This window comes from Streptomyces sp. NPDC031111 (assembly GCF_055570675.1).
In genome coordinates this window covers 537145-552788 of the sequence record NZ_JBVIGS010000003.1, presented here as the reverse complement: position 1 = coordinate 552788, position 15644 = coordinate 537145, and the positions used below count along the sequence as shown (strand labels likewise).

General features: G+C 71.6%; 11 protein-coding genes. 4 read left to right on the top strand and 7 right to left on the bottom strand.

The window, feature by feature from the left end; translation table 11 throughout:
- Positions 1–29: 29 nt before the first annotated feature.
- Both ACZ470_RS09495 and ACZ470_RS09490 read right to left on the bottom strand, forming a co-directional pair.
- Positions 30–428 carry a 6-pyruvoyl trahydropterin synthase family protein gene (locus ACZ470_RS09495; RefSeq protein ID WP_468425988.1) on the bottom strand — a complete coding sequence of 133 codons (399 nt, stop codon included), beginning with the start codon at positions 426–428 and terminating at the stop codon, positions 30–32.
- 143 nt (positions 429–571) lie between these two features.
- Positions 572–1549: a zinc-dependent alcohol dehydrogenase gene (locus tag ACZ470_RS09490; RefSeq protein WP_468425986.1), complete on the bottom strand. Its 978-nt coding sequence runs from the start codon at positions 1547–1549 to the stop codon at positions 572–574.
- Between the two features lie 108 nt (positions 1550–1657).
- On the opposite strand from ACZ470_RS09490, the gene ACZ470_RS09485 reads away from it, so the two are divergent.
- Positions 1658–2431: a CDP-alcohol phosphatidyltransferase family protein gene (locus ACZ470_RS09485; RefSeq protein WP_468425984.1), complete on the top strand. Its 774-nt coding sequence runs from the start codon at positions 1658–1660 to the stop codon at positions 2429–2431.
- Here the strand turns inward: ACZ470_RS09485 and ACZ470_RS09480 are convergent.
- Positions 2428–2970, bottom strand: coding sequence for a hypothetical protein (locus tag ACZ470_RS09480; protein WP_468425983.1), 543 nt, complete (start codon positions 2968–2970; stop codon positions 2428–2430). The two genes, ACZ470_RS09485 and ACZ470_RS09480, sit on opposite strands and share 4 nt — an antisense overlap.
- Positions 2971–3277: 307 nt before the next feature.
- Here ACZ470_RS09480 and ACZ470_RS09475 point away from each other — a divergent pair, with 307 nt between their 5' ends.
- Both ACZ470_RS09475 and ACZ470_RS09470 read left to right on the top strand, forming a co-directional pair.
- Positions 3278–6130, top strand: a complete 2853-nt coding sequence (locus ACZ470_RS09475; RefSeq protein ID WP_468426307.1) for an ABC transporter substrate-binding protein — start codon at positions 3278–3280, stop codon at positions 6128–6130.
- Positions 6131–6158: 28 nt separating this feature from the next.
- Complete coding sequence (locus tag ACZ470_RS09470; RefSeq protein ID WP_468425981.1) at positions 6159–6848, top strand: HD domain-containing protein; 690 nt, start codon at positions 6159–6161, stop codon at positions 6846–6848.
- Here the strand turns inward: ACZ470_RS09470 and ACZ470_RS09465 are convergent.
- From ACZ470_RS09465 to ACZ470_RS09450, 4 genes are all read right to left on the bottom strand, one after another.
- A complete protein-coding gene (locus ACZ470_RS09465; protein ID WP_468425979.1) occupies positions 6744–8846 on the bottom strand; it encodes an Hsp70 family protein in 2103 nt (700 codons plus the stop codon). The two genes, ACZ470_RS09470 and ACZ470_RS09465, sit on opposite strands and share 105 nt — an antisense overlap.
- Positions 8843–9466: a hypothetical protein gene (locus ACZ470_RS09460; protein ID WP_468425977.1), complete on the bottom strand. Its 624-nt coding sequence runs from the start codon at positions 9464–9466 to the stop codon at positions 8843–8845. The genes ACZ470_RS09465 and ACZ470_RS09460 overlap by 4 nt, the downstream gene beginning before the upstream one ends.
- 50 nt (positions 9467–9516) lie before the next feature.
- Entirely contained in the window at positions 9517–11217 is a 1701-nt protein-coding gene (locus ACZ470_RS09455) for a hypothetical protein (RefSeq protein WP_468426305.1), read from the bottom strand.
- 789 nt (positions 11218–12006) lie between these two features.
- A complete protein-coding gene (locus ACZ470_RS09450) occupies positions 12007–13233 on the bottom strand; it encodes a DNA sulfur modification protein DndB (RefSeq protein WP_468425975.1) in 1227 nt (408 codons plus the stop codon).
- A 147-nt stretch (positions 13234–13380) separates the two neighbouring features.
- Here ACZ470_RS09450 and ACZ470_RS09445 point away from each other — a divergent pair, with 147 nt between their 5' ends.
- A complete protein-coding gene (locus tag ACZ470_RS09445; protein WP_468425973.1) occupies positions 13381–15555 on the top strand; it encodes an N-6 DNA methylase in 2175 nt (724 codons plus the stop codon).
- Positions 15556–15644 lie beyond the last annotated feature (89 nt).

The following is a 15644-nucleotide window of genomic DNA, read 5'->3' as shown; positions in this document are numbered from 1 at the left end:
GGTCCCGGGCCTGTCCATGGTCGTGTCGGTCACAGGGCACGCTCGTAACCCGCCCAGGCGATGTGGGACTCGTGCAGCGTGACGGCGATGGCGGCGATGCCCTTGGCGCCCTCCCCGAGCGCGCCCTTGTGGATGCGTTCGGCGAGCCGGTCGGCGATGACCTTCGCCAGGTACTCCGTGGAGGTGTTGACCCCCGCGAAGTCGGGCTCGTTGTCGAGGTTGCGGTAGTTCAGCTCGGCGACGACGGCGCCGAGTTCCTGCGTGGCCAGGCCGATGTCGACGACGATGTTGTCCTCGTCCAGCTGCTCGCGCCGGAACGTGGCGTCCACGAGGAACGTGGCCCCGTGCAGGCGCTGTGCCGGTCCGAAGACCTCGCCGCGGAAGCTGTGGGCGATCATGATGTGATCGCGGACGGTGATGCTGAACAACGGACGACCCTCCAGGTGCGGCGCGTCTGCTCCCCGGCCGGTCTCCGCCGGGGATGCCGTGTAGTACGGCCGACTGCCTTCCCGTGTTCAGCCCTCTCTACGTCTTTTCTCAGGTCAGGCGTGCCTGTCCCGTTACGGGACCGCTACGGGACGTCGTAGCGCACGCGGTGGCACAGTGCCGGGATCTCGCCGGAGGCGAGCGCCGGCATGACCTCGGGCAGTTCCTCGAAGGCGGACTCGCCGGTGACGAGGGCGTCGAGGGCGGGATCGGCGAGGAGTTCCAGGGCGAGGGCGAGCCGGTCGGCGTAGCCACGGTGCGCGCGGGCCGGCGAGACCGTGCCGACCTGGCTGCTGCGGATGACGAGCCGCCGGGAGTGGAAGGCCTCGCCCAGCGGGAGGCTCACCCGGCGGTCGCCGTACCAGCTCAGTTCGACGACGGTGCCCTCGGCGCGGAGCAGTTCGAGCGCGTGGCTCAGTCCCTGTTCGGTGGCGCTGGCGTGGACGACCAGGTCGCACTCGCCCAGGGCGTCCCCGGGCAGCGCGAACCCGACGCCGAGCGCCTCGGCGGTCTTCGCCCGCGCGGGGTCGGCGTCGACGAGCTGGACGCGCACACCCGGGAACCGTGCCAGCAGCGCGGCGACCGAGCAGCCGACCATTCCGCCGCCGACCACGGCGATCCGGTCGCCGACCAGCGGCGCCGCGTCCCACAGGGCGTTGACGGCGGTCTCCACGGTGCCGGTGAGCACGGCCCGCCCGGCGGGTACGTCGTCGGGCACGGGTGTGACGGCGGCGGCCGGGACGACGTAGCGCGTCTGGTGCGGGTACAGGCAGAACACAGTGCGCCCGACGAGCGCCTCCGGCCCCTCCTCCACCACGCCGACGTTGAGGTAGCCGTACTTCACGGGAGCCGGGAAGTCGCCCTCCTGGAACGGCGCCCTCATCGCGGCGTGCTGGCTCCGGGGCACCCCGCCGCGGAAGACGAGCGTCTCCGTGCCCCGGCTCACCCCGGACCAGAGCGACCGCACCAGCACCTCGTCCGCGCCGGGCGCGGGCAGGGCGACCTCACGGATCGACCCTCGGCCGGGTGAGTCGAGCCAGAAGGCACGTGCGGTGCGGTTCATCGAAGTCCTCCTGAACGATCGGGAAGCTGCACGCGTACCGAGTGGTGCACAGGCCGCGCACAAGGTAGCGGCGTTGATCGACTCTGTCACACGGCCGGAGGATGTTCGGTGGCCCTGAACCACAGTTACGACGCGAGGCTCGTACAGCAGGAGACCGCCGTGGGGGCGGGCGTACAGATCCTGTTGCTGGCCCTGATCGGTACGGCGATCGGCATGGGCCCGGCGGGCTGGCTGACCGGTCTCGCGTTCGCCGTCGCCACCTGGGCGGTGCTCTCCCGGGCCCTGCACCGGTCCCGGCTGCGCTCCTTCGGCGCGGCCAACCGGGTCACCCTCGGCCGGGCCACCCTCGTCGGCGGGGTGACCGCGCTGGTCGCCGACTCGTTCCAGGACTCGCCTCCCGTCTCCCTCCTCGTCGGCCTCACCGCCGTGGCCCTGATCCTCGACGGCGTCGACGGGAAGGTGGCCCGCCGGACCGGTACGTCGACCGCGCTGGGCGCCCGGTTCGACATGGAGGTGGACGCGTTCCTGATCCTGGTGCTCAGCGTGTACGTGTCGGCGGCGATGGGCCCGTGGGTGCTGCTGATCGGTGGTATGCGGTACGTCTTCGTGGCCGCCGCGCGGGTCTGGCCGTGGCTGACCGCCCCGCTCCCGCCGAGCACCGCCCGCAAGACGGTGGCCGCGCTCCAGGGTGTGCTGCTGCTGGTGGCGGGCGCAGCACTGCTCCCGCCCACGGTCAATGTCGCGGTGGTGGCGCTGGCGCTGGGCCTGCTGGTGTGGTCGTTCGGCCGGGACGTGCTGTGGCTGTGGCGGACGTCCCGGACGGCGACGGCCCCCGCCGCACCCGACGTACGGCGGGAACTGGTCGCGAGCACCCCCTCCTAATCGACTCCCGCCGCGTCTAGCAGCCGGACCAGGTCCTTGCGCCCGTAGCCGAGCCGGCGGGCCCGGTCGGCCGCCATCAGCACCAGGTGCGCGACGATCTTCGCCGCGTATCCGTTCCGGTGGTCGGCGTCGAACCATTCCTGCGGCTTCTCCACACCCAGGCTGTTCATCACGAGCCCGTGCTCCCGGCGGACCTCCGCGACGGTGCCCGCGGCCGCGTCCAGTAACGTCTTCCCCGGCCGCTCGCACTCCAGGGCGAAACAGCCCCAGTCGACCGGCACACACCCCTCCGGTGGACTCGCCCTCAGCCCCGCGTACCGCTCGTCCGCGAACCCGGTGTGCTCGAACTCCTCGTGCACCAGGGAGAAGCGGTGGAACCCGGGCGGTACGGGAGGCGGTGGCGGCGTGTACGCCCACCCCGCGTCCTCGTACAACTGCCGCTTCACCTCCTCCTCTTCGGCGTGTGTCACGGTGAACCCGTTGTCCTCGTTGCGCCCGGTCGTGGTGCCGTCGGGGTTGCGGTGGAAATGCAGGCCCATGATCTGCTCCAGTCGTCCGTGTCGTGTCGTCTTCGTCAGTGCGGGAGATGTCCCCGTCACCGGATCGAACGGACCACCCGACCCGCACGTGCCCGCATCGCACAGCTTCACCCGATCGCGTGACCCCACCCCCTCCGGCGGCCTCACCACCGCCCCGACGACCGACCGTTCGACCCGCGACGGTTGTCAGCGCTGAGAGTTATCCTCACAAAGCGCTTGCGACACATGTGTCTTACGACCACGGGGGGTGTCCATGCACGGCCGCGACCAGAACTTCCCTCAGGACTGCCCGGGCGGTCACCCGGGCATGTCGACCGAGGCGGGGATCGACGTCCAGCGACAACTGGAGTCCCTGATCCAGGACTTCCGGACGAGTGATCCACCGATGCCGGTGATCGTGCTGCACGCCGAGGACTCCGCCGACGACGACCGGGTCACCGAACTCGTCGACGAGCTGAGCGAAGGACAGCAGCGTCACGGTACGCGCCTGGCGGTCGCCCCGACGGAGCCGCAGCCGGGGGATCTCGATCCGACCACCCGGGCCGCGCGACTCCTGGTCGACCTCGGCGACTCCCGGAAGTGGGGTGACCGGTCCGCCTCCTACCGCCCCTACTCCTTCCCCCGCCTCAACCTGGTGCGCGCCCTCCAGGAGGCCACCGACGATCCGGAGATGAGCGCGCACTGGCCGACCGCCCCCGGCGGCACCCCGGACGGGAACGCCCAGCGGGAGCGGGCACAGACACATCTGCTGCGCATCCTCGCCCGGCAGCGCTGGCGTCCCCGCAGACCCACGCGCCGGAACCGGCAGATGCTGCTCAGCGACGTGCAGCAGTTCCTCCCCATGGGCGTCCTGGGCGCCTTCACCGCGCTGCTCACCCGCCCCGAGTGGTACATCGCCGTGCTGGCGGGCATCGGGCTGATGGTCGTCCTCGCGGGCCTGAACCACGTCCCCGGGCGTGCTCCCCTCTTCCTGTGGCTGCGCAGGGAGAGCCGGTGGTTCCTGACCACGACGTTCCTCCAGTCCGCGGCCCGCCGTCAGTCGACGAGCGTGCGGCTGCTGCGTCCCGTCCGCTCCTGGCGGGCGATAGCGGCCCGCGCCTACGACGTGTCCGAGGCCATGCGCGAGGGCGGCCCCTTCCCCCTCCAGCTGTATGTACTGGCGCTCTTCGAGGACCTGCGCGACAACCACCGGCGGGGCAGCTGGGACCTGCGGGGCTTCAAGCGGACGCGCCCGCCGGTGCTGTTCCTGCGCCGGGCGGGCCGGGAGAACGGCGGCATAGAGCTGATCAGGGCGGTCAGCGACGTCCGCAGCCGGCGCAGCGAGCTCGACCCGCTGCTGATCGTGGCGGGCGTGGCGGCGGACGACGCGGCACTGCTCGACCGGAGCCCGGACGCGAACCCTCCGGCCAACCCGCCCGGGTCCCCACCCCAGCCGTCCCGTCTCCCTCAGCGGTTGCGGCAGTGGTACGACGAATGGGCCGGGAACCTGCGGGCCGATCAGTCCCCGAGCAGGACGAACGCCCTGCCATGGGTGCTCAGGATTCCCCTGCCTCCCGGCGAGCTGGTGCAGCTGCGGCAGGCCGACTGGCGGTGCGTCAGGGCCGGCCACCGACCGCCCCTGGCCCGGGTGGTGTGGTCGGTGCACAGCCTGCTCCTCGTCCTCGCGCTGGTCGTCACGGCGGGCGTCGTCCACGCCCGCGAGCTGCACCGGACGTACTGCTCGGCGGGTCTGCTGACCGCCGACCGCGACACCGAGCGGCGTCCCGCGCCCGGCGGCGGCACGGAGTGCGTCGGCATAGCCACCGGGGACGTCCGGTTCGGCGCGCACCTGAGCGGCGGCAGCACCGGGGAGGGCAAGCGGCTCCAGGAGCTGGAGAGCCTGGTGCGCGCGGAGAACGCGGAGGTGCTGCGCGACCATCCGGACGCCTACGTCACGCTGGTGTACGCGGGACCGCTGAGCTCCTCCTCGGTGGACCCGTCCCTGGTCAAGGGCGCCGAGGAGCTGACCGGCGTGTATCTCGCGCAGCGCGTCGTCAACGAGAACTACACGGTGAAGCTGCGGGTGCTGCTCGCCAACGGCGGCGCGGACATGGGGCACCAGCGCGTCACGGCCGACGCGATCGCCGAGTACGCCGACCGGGACCCGACCGTCGTCGGCGTCGTCGGTTTCGGCCGTGACCTCCAGAGCAGCCCCGACGTGACGCGCCGGCTGCACGCCGTGGGGCTGCCCGTCGTCTCCGGCACCAACTCGGCGACGTATCTGCCGAAGGAGTTCTCCAACTGGTTCAGCCTCGCGGCCCCCGACGAGCACCAGGCCGAAGCCCTCGGTCTCGTCGCCCGGCAGCTGCGCGCCCGGGACACGGCCCCGCGCGCCCTGGTCCTGGCCCGTGACACCAAGGAGTCGCAGGACCGCTACACCAGCGAACAGGCCCTGTACGGCGGCCGGATGCTGAAGCGGGAGGGCTTCCGGCTGCTGCCCGCGCAGCGCTACCGGGTGGCGAACGGCAAGCCCGAACTGAGGCTGCACGCGGAGAGCATCTGCCGGGGCGAGGACGTGCCCTCGGTGATCTACTTCGCCGGCCGGGTCGAGGACATCGGCCCGTTGATGACGCAGCTGAGCACCGAACCGGGCTGCGCGAACAGGGAGATCTCCATCCTCACGGGTGACGACCTGAGCAAGGCCAGATTCTCCGGCACGGGCGGTCGCGACGGCGTGGCCCCGCGGATCACGCTGTACCACGCGGCCCTGGCCGAGCTGGAGCAGGCCGCGTCCAGGACCGCCTTCTACGAGGACGCGTCCAACTACCTCCCCTGGCTGAAGGACGGAGGGGCCAGCTACGACGCCGCGGACTTCGCGAGCGGCCAGACGGCCCTCTCCCACGACGCCACGCGCGCCCTGTACTGGGCGGCCAGCCTCGGCGACGTACGCCAGAGCCGCGCGGCGACCTGGGTCAACCTCAGGGACGTCAAGCTCGACGGCATGGCCACCGGGACGATCGACTTCACCGACGCCCCCCTGTACGACGAACGGCACGGCCACAGCATCGTCGTCAAACGGGTCCAGAGAACCGCCGAGGGCGTCTCACAGGCGGAGGTCCTGTGCAGCAGACCGGCAGGCAGCACACAGCCGCTGAGTGTGAAGGAGTGCGCGATCGAGTGAGCGGGCGAAGGTTGTTACGCTCCCGGGCGTGAGGATTCCGGGACCCGAAGAGATCCGCGCGCTGCACGAGAAGCACGCGCCCACCGCCGAGGCGTTCGCGCTCGTCCACACCCACTGCGAGATCGTGTGGAGCGTCGCCGAGCGGCTCATCTCGACCTCGGGTGCCGACGTCGACGCCGAACTGGTCCGCGCCGGCTGCCTCCTCCACGACATCGGCGTCTACCGCCTCTACGGGGACGACGGCCACCTGGACCACGCCAACTACATCCGTCACGGCCTGCTCGGCCACGAACTCCTCACCGAGGAGGGCTTCCCCGAGCCCCTGCGCCGCTTCTGCTCCCACCACACCGGCGTGGGACTCACCCGGCAGGACATCGAAGACCAGGCCCTCCCGCTCCCTCCCGCCGACTACCTCGCGGAGACACGGGAGGAGCGCCTGGTGATGTACGCGGACAAGTTCCACACCAAGTCCCGCCCGTCGGCGTTCCTCACCCCCACCGAGTACGCCGCCCACGTCCGCCGCTTCGGCGAGGAGAAGGTGACGGCGTTCGAGTCCCTACGAGCGGAGTTCGGCGACCCGGACCTCACTGGCCCGGTGCCGGTGCGCCACCACTCAGTGCCGACGCCCGGCGGACCCGGCGGCGTTGGGCCTGCGCGGGTTGAAGACCCAGACTCCCTGGGACTGAGTGGCACCCAGCACCCTGCCGACGTCCAGTAGCCACGGGTTCGCCTTCTGGAAGGGCGCGAAGTTGTCGTTGGAGACGATCACTCCGCCCACCTCTTCGGCGATGCTGATGACGAGGGCGTCTCCCCGGCCCTCGGTGCCCGCCGGCGGTTGCACCACCGTGCCGGCGGCGATCGCCTCCTCGACCAACGGCCGCTCCTCGGGGGTCACATCGTGCCGCAGCGTCGCGTCGACGACGACGTGGATGTCCCGGTCGGCGTTCTTGAAGCGGAGCGACTTGATAGCGGCCTGAAGCGCCTGGAAGCTCGGCCGTCCCCCCGCGGAGCGTGGCGGACGGCCGTTCCACGCGAGGTTCGAGCCGTCCACGACCAGGGCCGCGGCGGGCTGCTTGCCGGCCTTGACCGACTGGGCGAGCGACGCGGGCGTGGGCCGGACCGCCGTTCCCGCCGCCGCCGTGCCGTTCGGCCGGCCCTGCGCCGGGACCGCCGGCACGGACTGGGGATGCGTCGGCCGGGGCGCCTCGCGGCCGGTCGTACGCAGCGAGAAGAGGTCGTTGAGCTCCTTCTCGATCTCCGGCGGGACGGTGCTGTCGCCGAAGACCCGGACCTCGCCTTCGAGGATGGGCTGCCCAGTCTTCTGGAGCGTGGCCCTGACCGCCAGCAGGCCTTCCTTGCTGTAGGTGTACTCCAGGTCGAACACCCCGTCCTCGGCCGCCCGGGAGTGGTGTGGCGGGTAGGTGAGGACGAGTTCGGTGAGTTTGACGTTGTCGGGATGGTTGACGGGTCGGTCGGGATCGCCTTCCCACACCTCGACGGTCAGTTTGGACACGCCGTCCCTGGACGGCTGGTAGGACTTCTTCCGCTGCTGCGGAAGGCGCTGGTTGCGGTCGATCAGCGCGCTGAACTCACGCTTGCCGTACTGGTCCTTGGTGACCGTGCCGAGGGCGTGCGTGTTGACGACGCGGATGATGCTCTTCAGCTCACCGTCCATGGCGGCAGCGCAGATCGCGGCGCCCTCGGCGACCGCGGTCATCGGGTGGCAGAGATCCGCGCCCACGAGTTCGCAGTCCAGCGCCTCGGCCACGGCGTCCCGCACGGCCGGGATCTGGCTGCTGCCACCGATCATCAGCACGGCCTTGAGCTCGCTCGGATCGATGCGGGCCTGGGCGAGACACTCCTCGACAGGATCGAGAGCACGGCTGATCAGGTCCTGGATCGCGGTGGAGAACTCGTCCTGGCCGATCTCCACGGCCAGCCCGTCCGGAGTCGTGATGCGCACGGACTCCTGGGACGACAGCAGGATCTTGTTCCGCTCGATGTCGAGGGAGAACTGCCGCTGCTCGGACTCCGACCACTTCCTGCGCGCCGGTGCGCGGTCGAGCACCATGCGACGCAGGCGCGCGTCGATCTCCAGACCGCCGAGCTTGTTGACACCGCGGCTGGCCTTCTCGTCGAAGAACCCCTCGTCGTGCAGCAGCAGGGTGGCGTCCATGGTCCCGCCGCCCCAGTCGAAGACGAGGAACTCCCCGTCCTCCTCCATGGTGTGCGCGTAGGCGATGGCGGCGGCCGTGGGTTCGTTCAGCAGCGTCTTGACGGAGATGCCCGCCGCACGCGCCGCTTCCCGGGTACGGAAGCGAGCCGCTCCCGTGGCGTTCGCCGGTACGGTGATCACGGCCTCGCCGATCTCCGTCGCGGCCTCCTCCTCGGCGGCGGTGGCCATGGAGCGGAACACGCCGGCGGCCGCGGTGGTGGCGGCGAACCGTCGCCCGCCGACCGTCACGAGGGGCTCTTCGCGCAGCAGCCGCTTGCACGCCTCGACGGCCTGTTCGGAGCGCAGTTTGGCCTCCCAGCCGAACAGGGCTCCGGTACGGAGGGAACTGGTGCCCACCACCGAGGGGTAGAGCTTCTCGAAGCCGGGCCGCTCCCAGTCGGCGTCGAGTCCCTGGCCGCCGAGTTCCAGGATCTCGACGTACTCGCCGTTCCACTGGGCGGCCACCGAGTTGGTGGTGCCGAAGTCGATGCCCGTCGTCATTCTTCCTCCCCCGCTACCGGGCCGGGCACCCGCCGAAGGTGTCCGGCCAGAATGACCTTTCCGGTCAGTTCGTCAACGTATGCCGGGCGCAGCACCTCGAACGACTCGCCTTCACCCTCGGTGACGACGAACCGGTCGCTCTCCTCGGGTTCGGTCACCCGGAGGATGCGCAGGGCCCGCAGGTGTTCCCGCATGGCCCCGTCCAGCAGGTCGCCACCGGGTGCCGTTCGCGCCCATACGAGGGCGTCGATCTCCGCGAGGCGCCCCGTGAACTGTGTGCGGGTGCGGAACTCGTCGAGGACCGCCTTGCGCACCGCCACGTTCAGACCGGTGGACGGTTCGGCCCGGCCGACCCGCTCGACGACTCCCTGGATGATCGTCTTGGCGTCGATGGGCTCCGGCGCTTCAGGTACGGACTGTCCTGGGGCGACGGCGGGCTCCCCCACTGACTGCTGCTGCCGCTTCTCCTTACGGCGCCTCAGTCCGCCGGGTCTGTGCGGCGCGTCCGTGTGACTCCTGCCCGGCTGTATCTGCCCGCAGTGCGGACAGGGACGATGGGCACGCTCGTTCTTGGGGATCTTCTCCCCACGGCGTGCCGTGGTCTTCTTCTTCGCGGCCATGGACTGGTTGCGCCTCGCTCAGCGTCGTGCGTTCTGTCAGGGAAGGACCGTCAGCGGGTGGACCCGTGCCGGTCGAGATGCGGTGGGGTGCTGCGGAAGTCGTCGAGCAGTTCGACGGCCGCCAGGGCGCGGATGGACTCGAGGTCCGCGCCGCTCGTGAGGGCGGTCCGGCGTGCCATCGGCTCCAGCGGCGGCACCAGCCGCCCGGGCACGGTGTCGGGCAGGTCGTACCGATGGCGGTCGAGGGGTATCTGGAAGAAGACGTCGAACCCGGCCTCGTGACGCGCGGCCTCGTGAATGCGGTCCTCCGCCAGGTTGAGCCGGGCCTGAGCCGCCTGGTCCCCCTCTTGCTCGTACTCGCGGAAGAGGGCACGGCAGTGCCGCTCCCAGCCTTCCTCCCCGTGGTCCAGGCCGAGTTCGAGGAACGGGTTCGTCATCATCCCCCGTTGGTTCCTCGGCGTGGCCTTCCAGGTACGCACATGCGTGAGATTGCGCCCGGCGACGGGGTCACCGTTCTCCGCGGCCTTCTCGGCGTACGTCTCGGCAAGCGCCAGCCGCTCCCTCGCGGCACGGTCGTTGTCTGCCTCGGGCGACGTCACGGCGGCGACGTACGCGGCGACGGTGTACGCCTCGTCCATGAGGTCGGCGGGGAGGCGAGAGGTGTTCTTGCGTTCCCGCACGAAGGACTCGGCCTGACGGCCCGCCCCTTCCAGGTCTCCGGACTTCAGTAGGTCGTAGGCGCGGTTGAGGGCGACCAGGGCGTAGAAGTCGCTGCGCCGGGGATCGACGGACGCGGTCGGCCGCCACAGCGCGGCCATCAGCTTCCACAGTCCCCGGTCTCGGACGGTGTCGCCGTCCCACTGACCGACGAGCGCCCCGGACCTGAGGTCGCGCAACTGGATCTGCTGGGCGCGCGGCAGCGCCGCGTCCAGAGCGTCCAGGGACGACAACTGACCGTCCCTGACCACGTCGTACAGCAGGTCCCACACGTCCTCGGGTTCCCGCCTCATGATCGTCTCGTCGGCCAGGAACGCCCTGCGGCGCAGCATGCCGTGCCACCCGAGCCGTTCGGCCTCCTGCGGGCCGATCGAGTTCGGGGTGAGGCGGGCCCGCAGGTAGAGCGCTTCCTCCCCGTCGCGTGCCTGCCAGGGCTCGTCCTCGGCCAGCAGGCCGCCGTGGTCCACGAGGTCGTCGAGGACGGACAGCGGAGCCCATGGGAGAACGTGACCGAGGACCGCGTTCGGCAGGGGAATCGCGCCTCGGGTGGCCGCTGTGGCGAACAGGGAGAACGCGGGGCCACCCGAGACCGCGCGGGACCTGGTGCCGATCAGCTCGAGGCCGGGAGCGGTCGAGCACAGGATCCGGCAGCGTTCCGTTCCCGGCTCGTTGAGCCAGCGCACCTCGGCGGCCCACAGGCTTCGCAGGTGTCCGAGGACCCGTTGCGGCTCCAGGGCGGTGAGTCCCGCACGGACAGCCGGGAGCAGGGTCTCGCGGTCCGGTGTCCCGGCGACGGCCCGGCCCAGCGTCTCCCGCTGGTGGTCCGTCAGCGCGGCTGCCTCCACGATGTCCCGCAGTACCGCCAGTACCGCGTCGACGGCTTCGCCGCCGTTGACGCCGAGCCAGCGCCACTTCCGCTGGGCGAATCCGGTCGCGCCGGCCTGGCCCTGGCTCGACCGGCGCTCCCGCGCTCTGGCCAGGCGTTCCTTCTCGGCGGCTATCGCCGCGCGGCGGGCGGCTACCGGGTCGGTCATGTCGTACACGCCGACACTGTAACCGTGCACGAAACCTTCACACACCCCTCCCCTGAACAGCGAATCCGCAGGTGGCATCCTGCCGGGCTCCCGGAGTGCGGCGCCCGGGTGGAAGCACGCCCCGCCCTGCCTCAGCCGACCCTCTTCCACTCCTGGCACCGGTTGGTCTTGAAGTACTCGCCCTTGTTGAGCGTCACGCGTCCCGGGCCGTTGAGGTTGTTGTTGGCGATGATGGAGTCGAACTCGCCGCTGGCGTCCTCGGCCCGTTCCCAGTAGCAGCCGAACTGGCCCTCGGGACCGGCCGTCTTGTAGGTGCCGGGCCTTGATGTCCTCGCCGACGAGGTACTCGCCCTCGCCGGAGAAGCTGGTCGGCGGGCCGGGTTTTGTGGTCTTCTTCGGCTTCGCGGTCACCGTCTCGGTCGCGGTGACGGTGACGGTGGGGGCGGGTTCGGCCTCGGCGGTTTCGGTGACGGTGACCGTGGGACGAGGGGCCGCCTTGGTGTCGGCGGCCGCCGCCTCGCCGACTTCCGTCGGGCCGCCGCCCGTGCCGATACCGACGCCTATGAACAGGGAGACCAGGGCGACCCCTCCGTACTTCAGCCATCGTCTGCGGCCGCGTGAGGGCTGTCCGGGACCGGTGGGCGTGCCGAGGCCGAAGGGGCCGGCTCCCTGCGGAGGGTGGTCGGGGAGCGGAGGAGGCTGGTGGTAGGTCATGGCATCGTCCATTTCAGGGATGTGTGTGGGTGCGTTGCTGGGGGGCGCCGTCGCGCGTCCGGGCGTGCGCCCGGCTCAGAAGCCGCGAATCCTGCGGCCCGCCTCGGTAGCCGGGTAGAGGATCGCCTCGGCGACCCGGCCGCCGGAGTCCTTGACGCCGCCGCTGAAGTTGAGGCGTCCGGACGTGCCGGTCTTGGCGGCGACTCCGTCCCAGTACTTCGCCTCCCGCTCCCAGCGGACGTCGTCGAGGAGGCGGACCAGGTCGTCCGAGCGGAAGGCGGACGCCGTGTCGGTCCACGGCATGGTGTGGTGGGCGGCGATGCCGATTCCGGCGAGGACGGCGGGCGCGGTGATGGCGCTGCGCGAGGTGAAGTGGTGGGCGTGGCGGGCGATGAGCTGGGCGAGGACCGGTACTACGGTGGCCTCGACCTGCTCGGGCCGGTACGCCGCGGGCAGTTCGTCCTCGTGCACCGATTCGGCGGACCGCTGGAGACCGTTGCGCCCGTAGAGCGTGGTGACGACGAGGGCGCGCAGCGCGGAGAGGGTGACGACCTCGCGGTCGCCCGCGGACACCTGCCGCTTGCTGACGTTCACCAGCCGCGCGAAGGGCACGCGCTGCCCGTCCACGTCGACGTTCACCGCGTCCGCGACCAGGTGCGCGAGCCGGGTGCCGTAGTCACGCTGGTCCATGGACATGGCCAGGTTCTTGGCGACGGCCACGCCCTGCACGTTGCGGTCGTAGAAGATCTGCCGCGCGTCGGCGGGGGCCAGGTCGATGTACAGCTCGAACGGCAGGCGCACCTGCGCGAGTTCGGGGTAGGTCAGGCCGTACGCCTCGGGGTCGTCGTAGAGGTCGTGCCAGGCGGTGGTCTGGGTCTCGCCGTCGATGGCGATGACCATCGTGCCGGGCGCGACGGTGAGGGTGCGCAGGCCGCTGCCGGGGACGAGTTCGTCGCTGAGCGCGGCGAGCGGTCCGGCGTGCCAGAGGGTGACCGGCGGCGTGGACCAGGCCGCGCCGAGCTCGCCCTTCAGTCCGGCGGCGATGTACTCGGCGTACGGACCGACGTTCTTGCCCTTCTGGGACGACTTCAGCGTGCGCTGCACGGTGGCCCGCAGTTCGGCATGGCGCCGCACCAGACCGGAGGCGGCCTTCAGCCTGCGCGGGTCCTCCTCGGCGCGGGGCGAGGGCACGAGCTGGACGAGCGTCGGCACGGACATCGTTCCGACGACGGCGTCGGCGCGGAACGGCATCACCGTGAGCTGGGTTCCTTCGACGACGGCCGTCGGCATGGTCAGAAGCATGGGACTCCCCCCGGAGCGCTTGCGGCTTCCACTCGGAAGCAAGACCAGAGAAGCATGACAGTGAAAGCATCGTCAATCACGTTGACAGATTTGACGGACGCTGTAGGTTGTTGACTGCTCACTCCAGAGAGGCTCAGGACTCCCGCCATGCCCCAGTCATCCGCGCAGGTGACCGCCGCCGAGATCTCCCGCATCGCGGGGGTCACGCGCGCCACGGTCAGCAACTGGCGCCGCCGGCACGAGGACTTCCCCGCGCCGTCCGGCGGCACGGACAGCAGTCCGCTGTACGACCTGGAGTCCGTGCGCGCCTGGCTGGCCTCGCGCGGTCACGCCTCTGCCGCGACCCCTTCGGAGGAGCTGCGTACGACGCTGCGTCTGCGGACGCAGAGCGGTGGCAGCGGTACGTCGGAGGGGTTGCTGCTCCTCGTCCTCGCGGCGGCGGGGCATTCGACGGAGGAGCTGACGGCCGCCACGGAGCTGTCGGACGCGGATCTGGTCGCGCACGCGCAGCGTGACACGGCGACGGCGGCGGACGCCGTGCCGGCCGCGGACCCGGTGCGTTTCGAGGCGGGGGACGCGGCGGTACTGCGCGCGCTGTACGTGTGTGTACGGGACGAGGGCGGCGAGGCCGCGTTGGGTGTGCTCGCGGAACGGGAGCTGGAGGACAGCGCCGCGTCCGGCGCGTACGTGACGCCCGCGCCGCTGGCCGACCTGCTCGCCCGCCTGATCCCCGGTTCCCCGTCCAGTGTCCTGGACCCGGCCTGTGGTGCCGGCACCCTGCTGGCGGCCGCAGCCCGGCGGGGTGCGCGTGAGCTGTACGGCCAGGACAACCTGCCCGTGCAGGCCCGGCGCAGTGCCGTGAGCCTGATGCTGACGGCCCCGGAGGCCACGGTCACCGTGCGCGCCGCCGACAGTCTCCGCGCGGACGCGTTTCCGGAGCTGGTCGCGGACGCGGTGCTGTGCAATCCGCCGTACGGCGTCCGGGACTGGGGGCACGACGAGCTGGCCTACGACCCGCGCTGGGCGTACGGCGTACCGGCCCGCGCGGAGTCGGAGCTGGCGTGGGTGCAGCATGCGCTCGCGCATCTGGCGCCCGGTGGGTACGCGGCGCTCCTGCTGCCACCGGCCACGGCCGGGCGTGCGTCCGGGCGACGCGTGCGGCAGGAGCTGGTGCGCAGTGGGGCGCTGCGGGCGGTGATCGCGCTGCCGGTCGGTGCGTCGGTGCCGTTGCACGTCGGGCTTCAGGTGTGGGTGCTGCAACGGCCCGAGCCGGGCGGTCCGGAACGCAAGTCGGTGCTGTTCGTGGACACGGCAGCGGCCGGGGCGGCGGGCAGCGGTACGGCGTCGGGCCGTACGCGGGGCGGGAGCCGGTCCGCCTCCTTGGACTGGCCGGGCGTCACGGCGCGGGCGCTCGGCGCGTGGCGGGCGTTCACTGAGGCCCCGGACGCCTTCGAGGGCGAACCGGGTGTCGCGCACGCGGTCGGTGTGGTGGACCTGCTCGACGACGTGGTCGATCTGACCCCGGCCCGGCTCGTACGGGCGTCACGGGCCGAGGTCGATCCGGCGGAACTGTCGGCGGAGGTCGACGCCACCCGCCGGGACCTCGCCCGGGCCGCGAAGGCGCTCGCGCGGGCGGCCGGTCACGAGGAGTGGAGCGCGGCCGGGGCGGCGGCGCGGGAGTGGCGGACGGCCACGGCGTCCGACCTCGCGCGCGGTGGGGCGCTCACGCTGCTGCGTACGGTGCCGGAGGGGACGCGGGGGCGTACGGAGGAAGCGAGCGGGGAGCGGGCTGCGGGCCGTGCGGTGCTCATCGGGTCGGACATCTCCAGTGGTTCGGGTCCCACGGGCGACCCGGCGGAGCTGCGCAGCGACACGGCTCCCTTGATCGCCGTGGGGGACGTTCTCGTACGGGCGGTCGTGGGCGGGGACGGGCCGATGGCCCGGGTGGCGGGCGAGGAGGACGCCGGCGCGCTGCTCGGCCTCCACGTCCACCTGTTCCGTCCGGATCCCAAGCGCCTGGACGCCTGGTTCCTCGCCGGGTTCCTGGGCGCGGACGAGAACATCGCGGGCGCGTCGACCGGCAGCACGGTTCTGAGTGTCAGCCCGGGGCGGCTGCGGGTGCCGCTGCTGCCGCTGGAGGAGCAGCGGCGGTACGGGGAGGCCTTCCGGCACGTGCACGCGCTCCGGGCGGAGGCTCGGCGGGCGACGCGGCTCGCCGAGGAGACGGCGCGGTTGCTGGCGGGCGGGCTCACGGGCGGGCAGTTGTTGCCGTCGCGGGAGGCGGCGGAGGTGCGCGACGAGGGTGGCGATTCGCCCCATTAGGCACGCGCGTCTTCACACATAGACCACACTTGTCGGACCGTCCCGGCCGGCTGATCGGCTCGGGGCGGTGGGGTTGGGACATTTCGGAA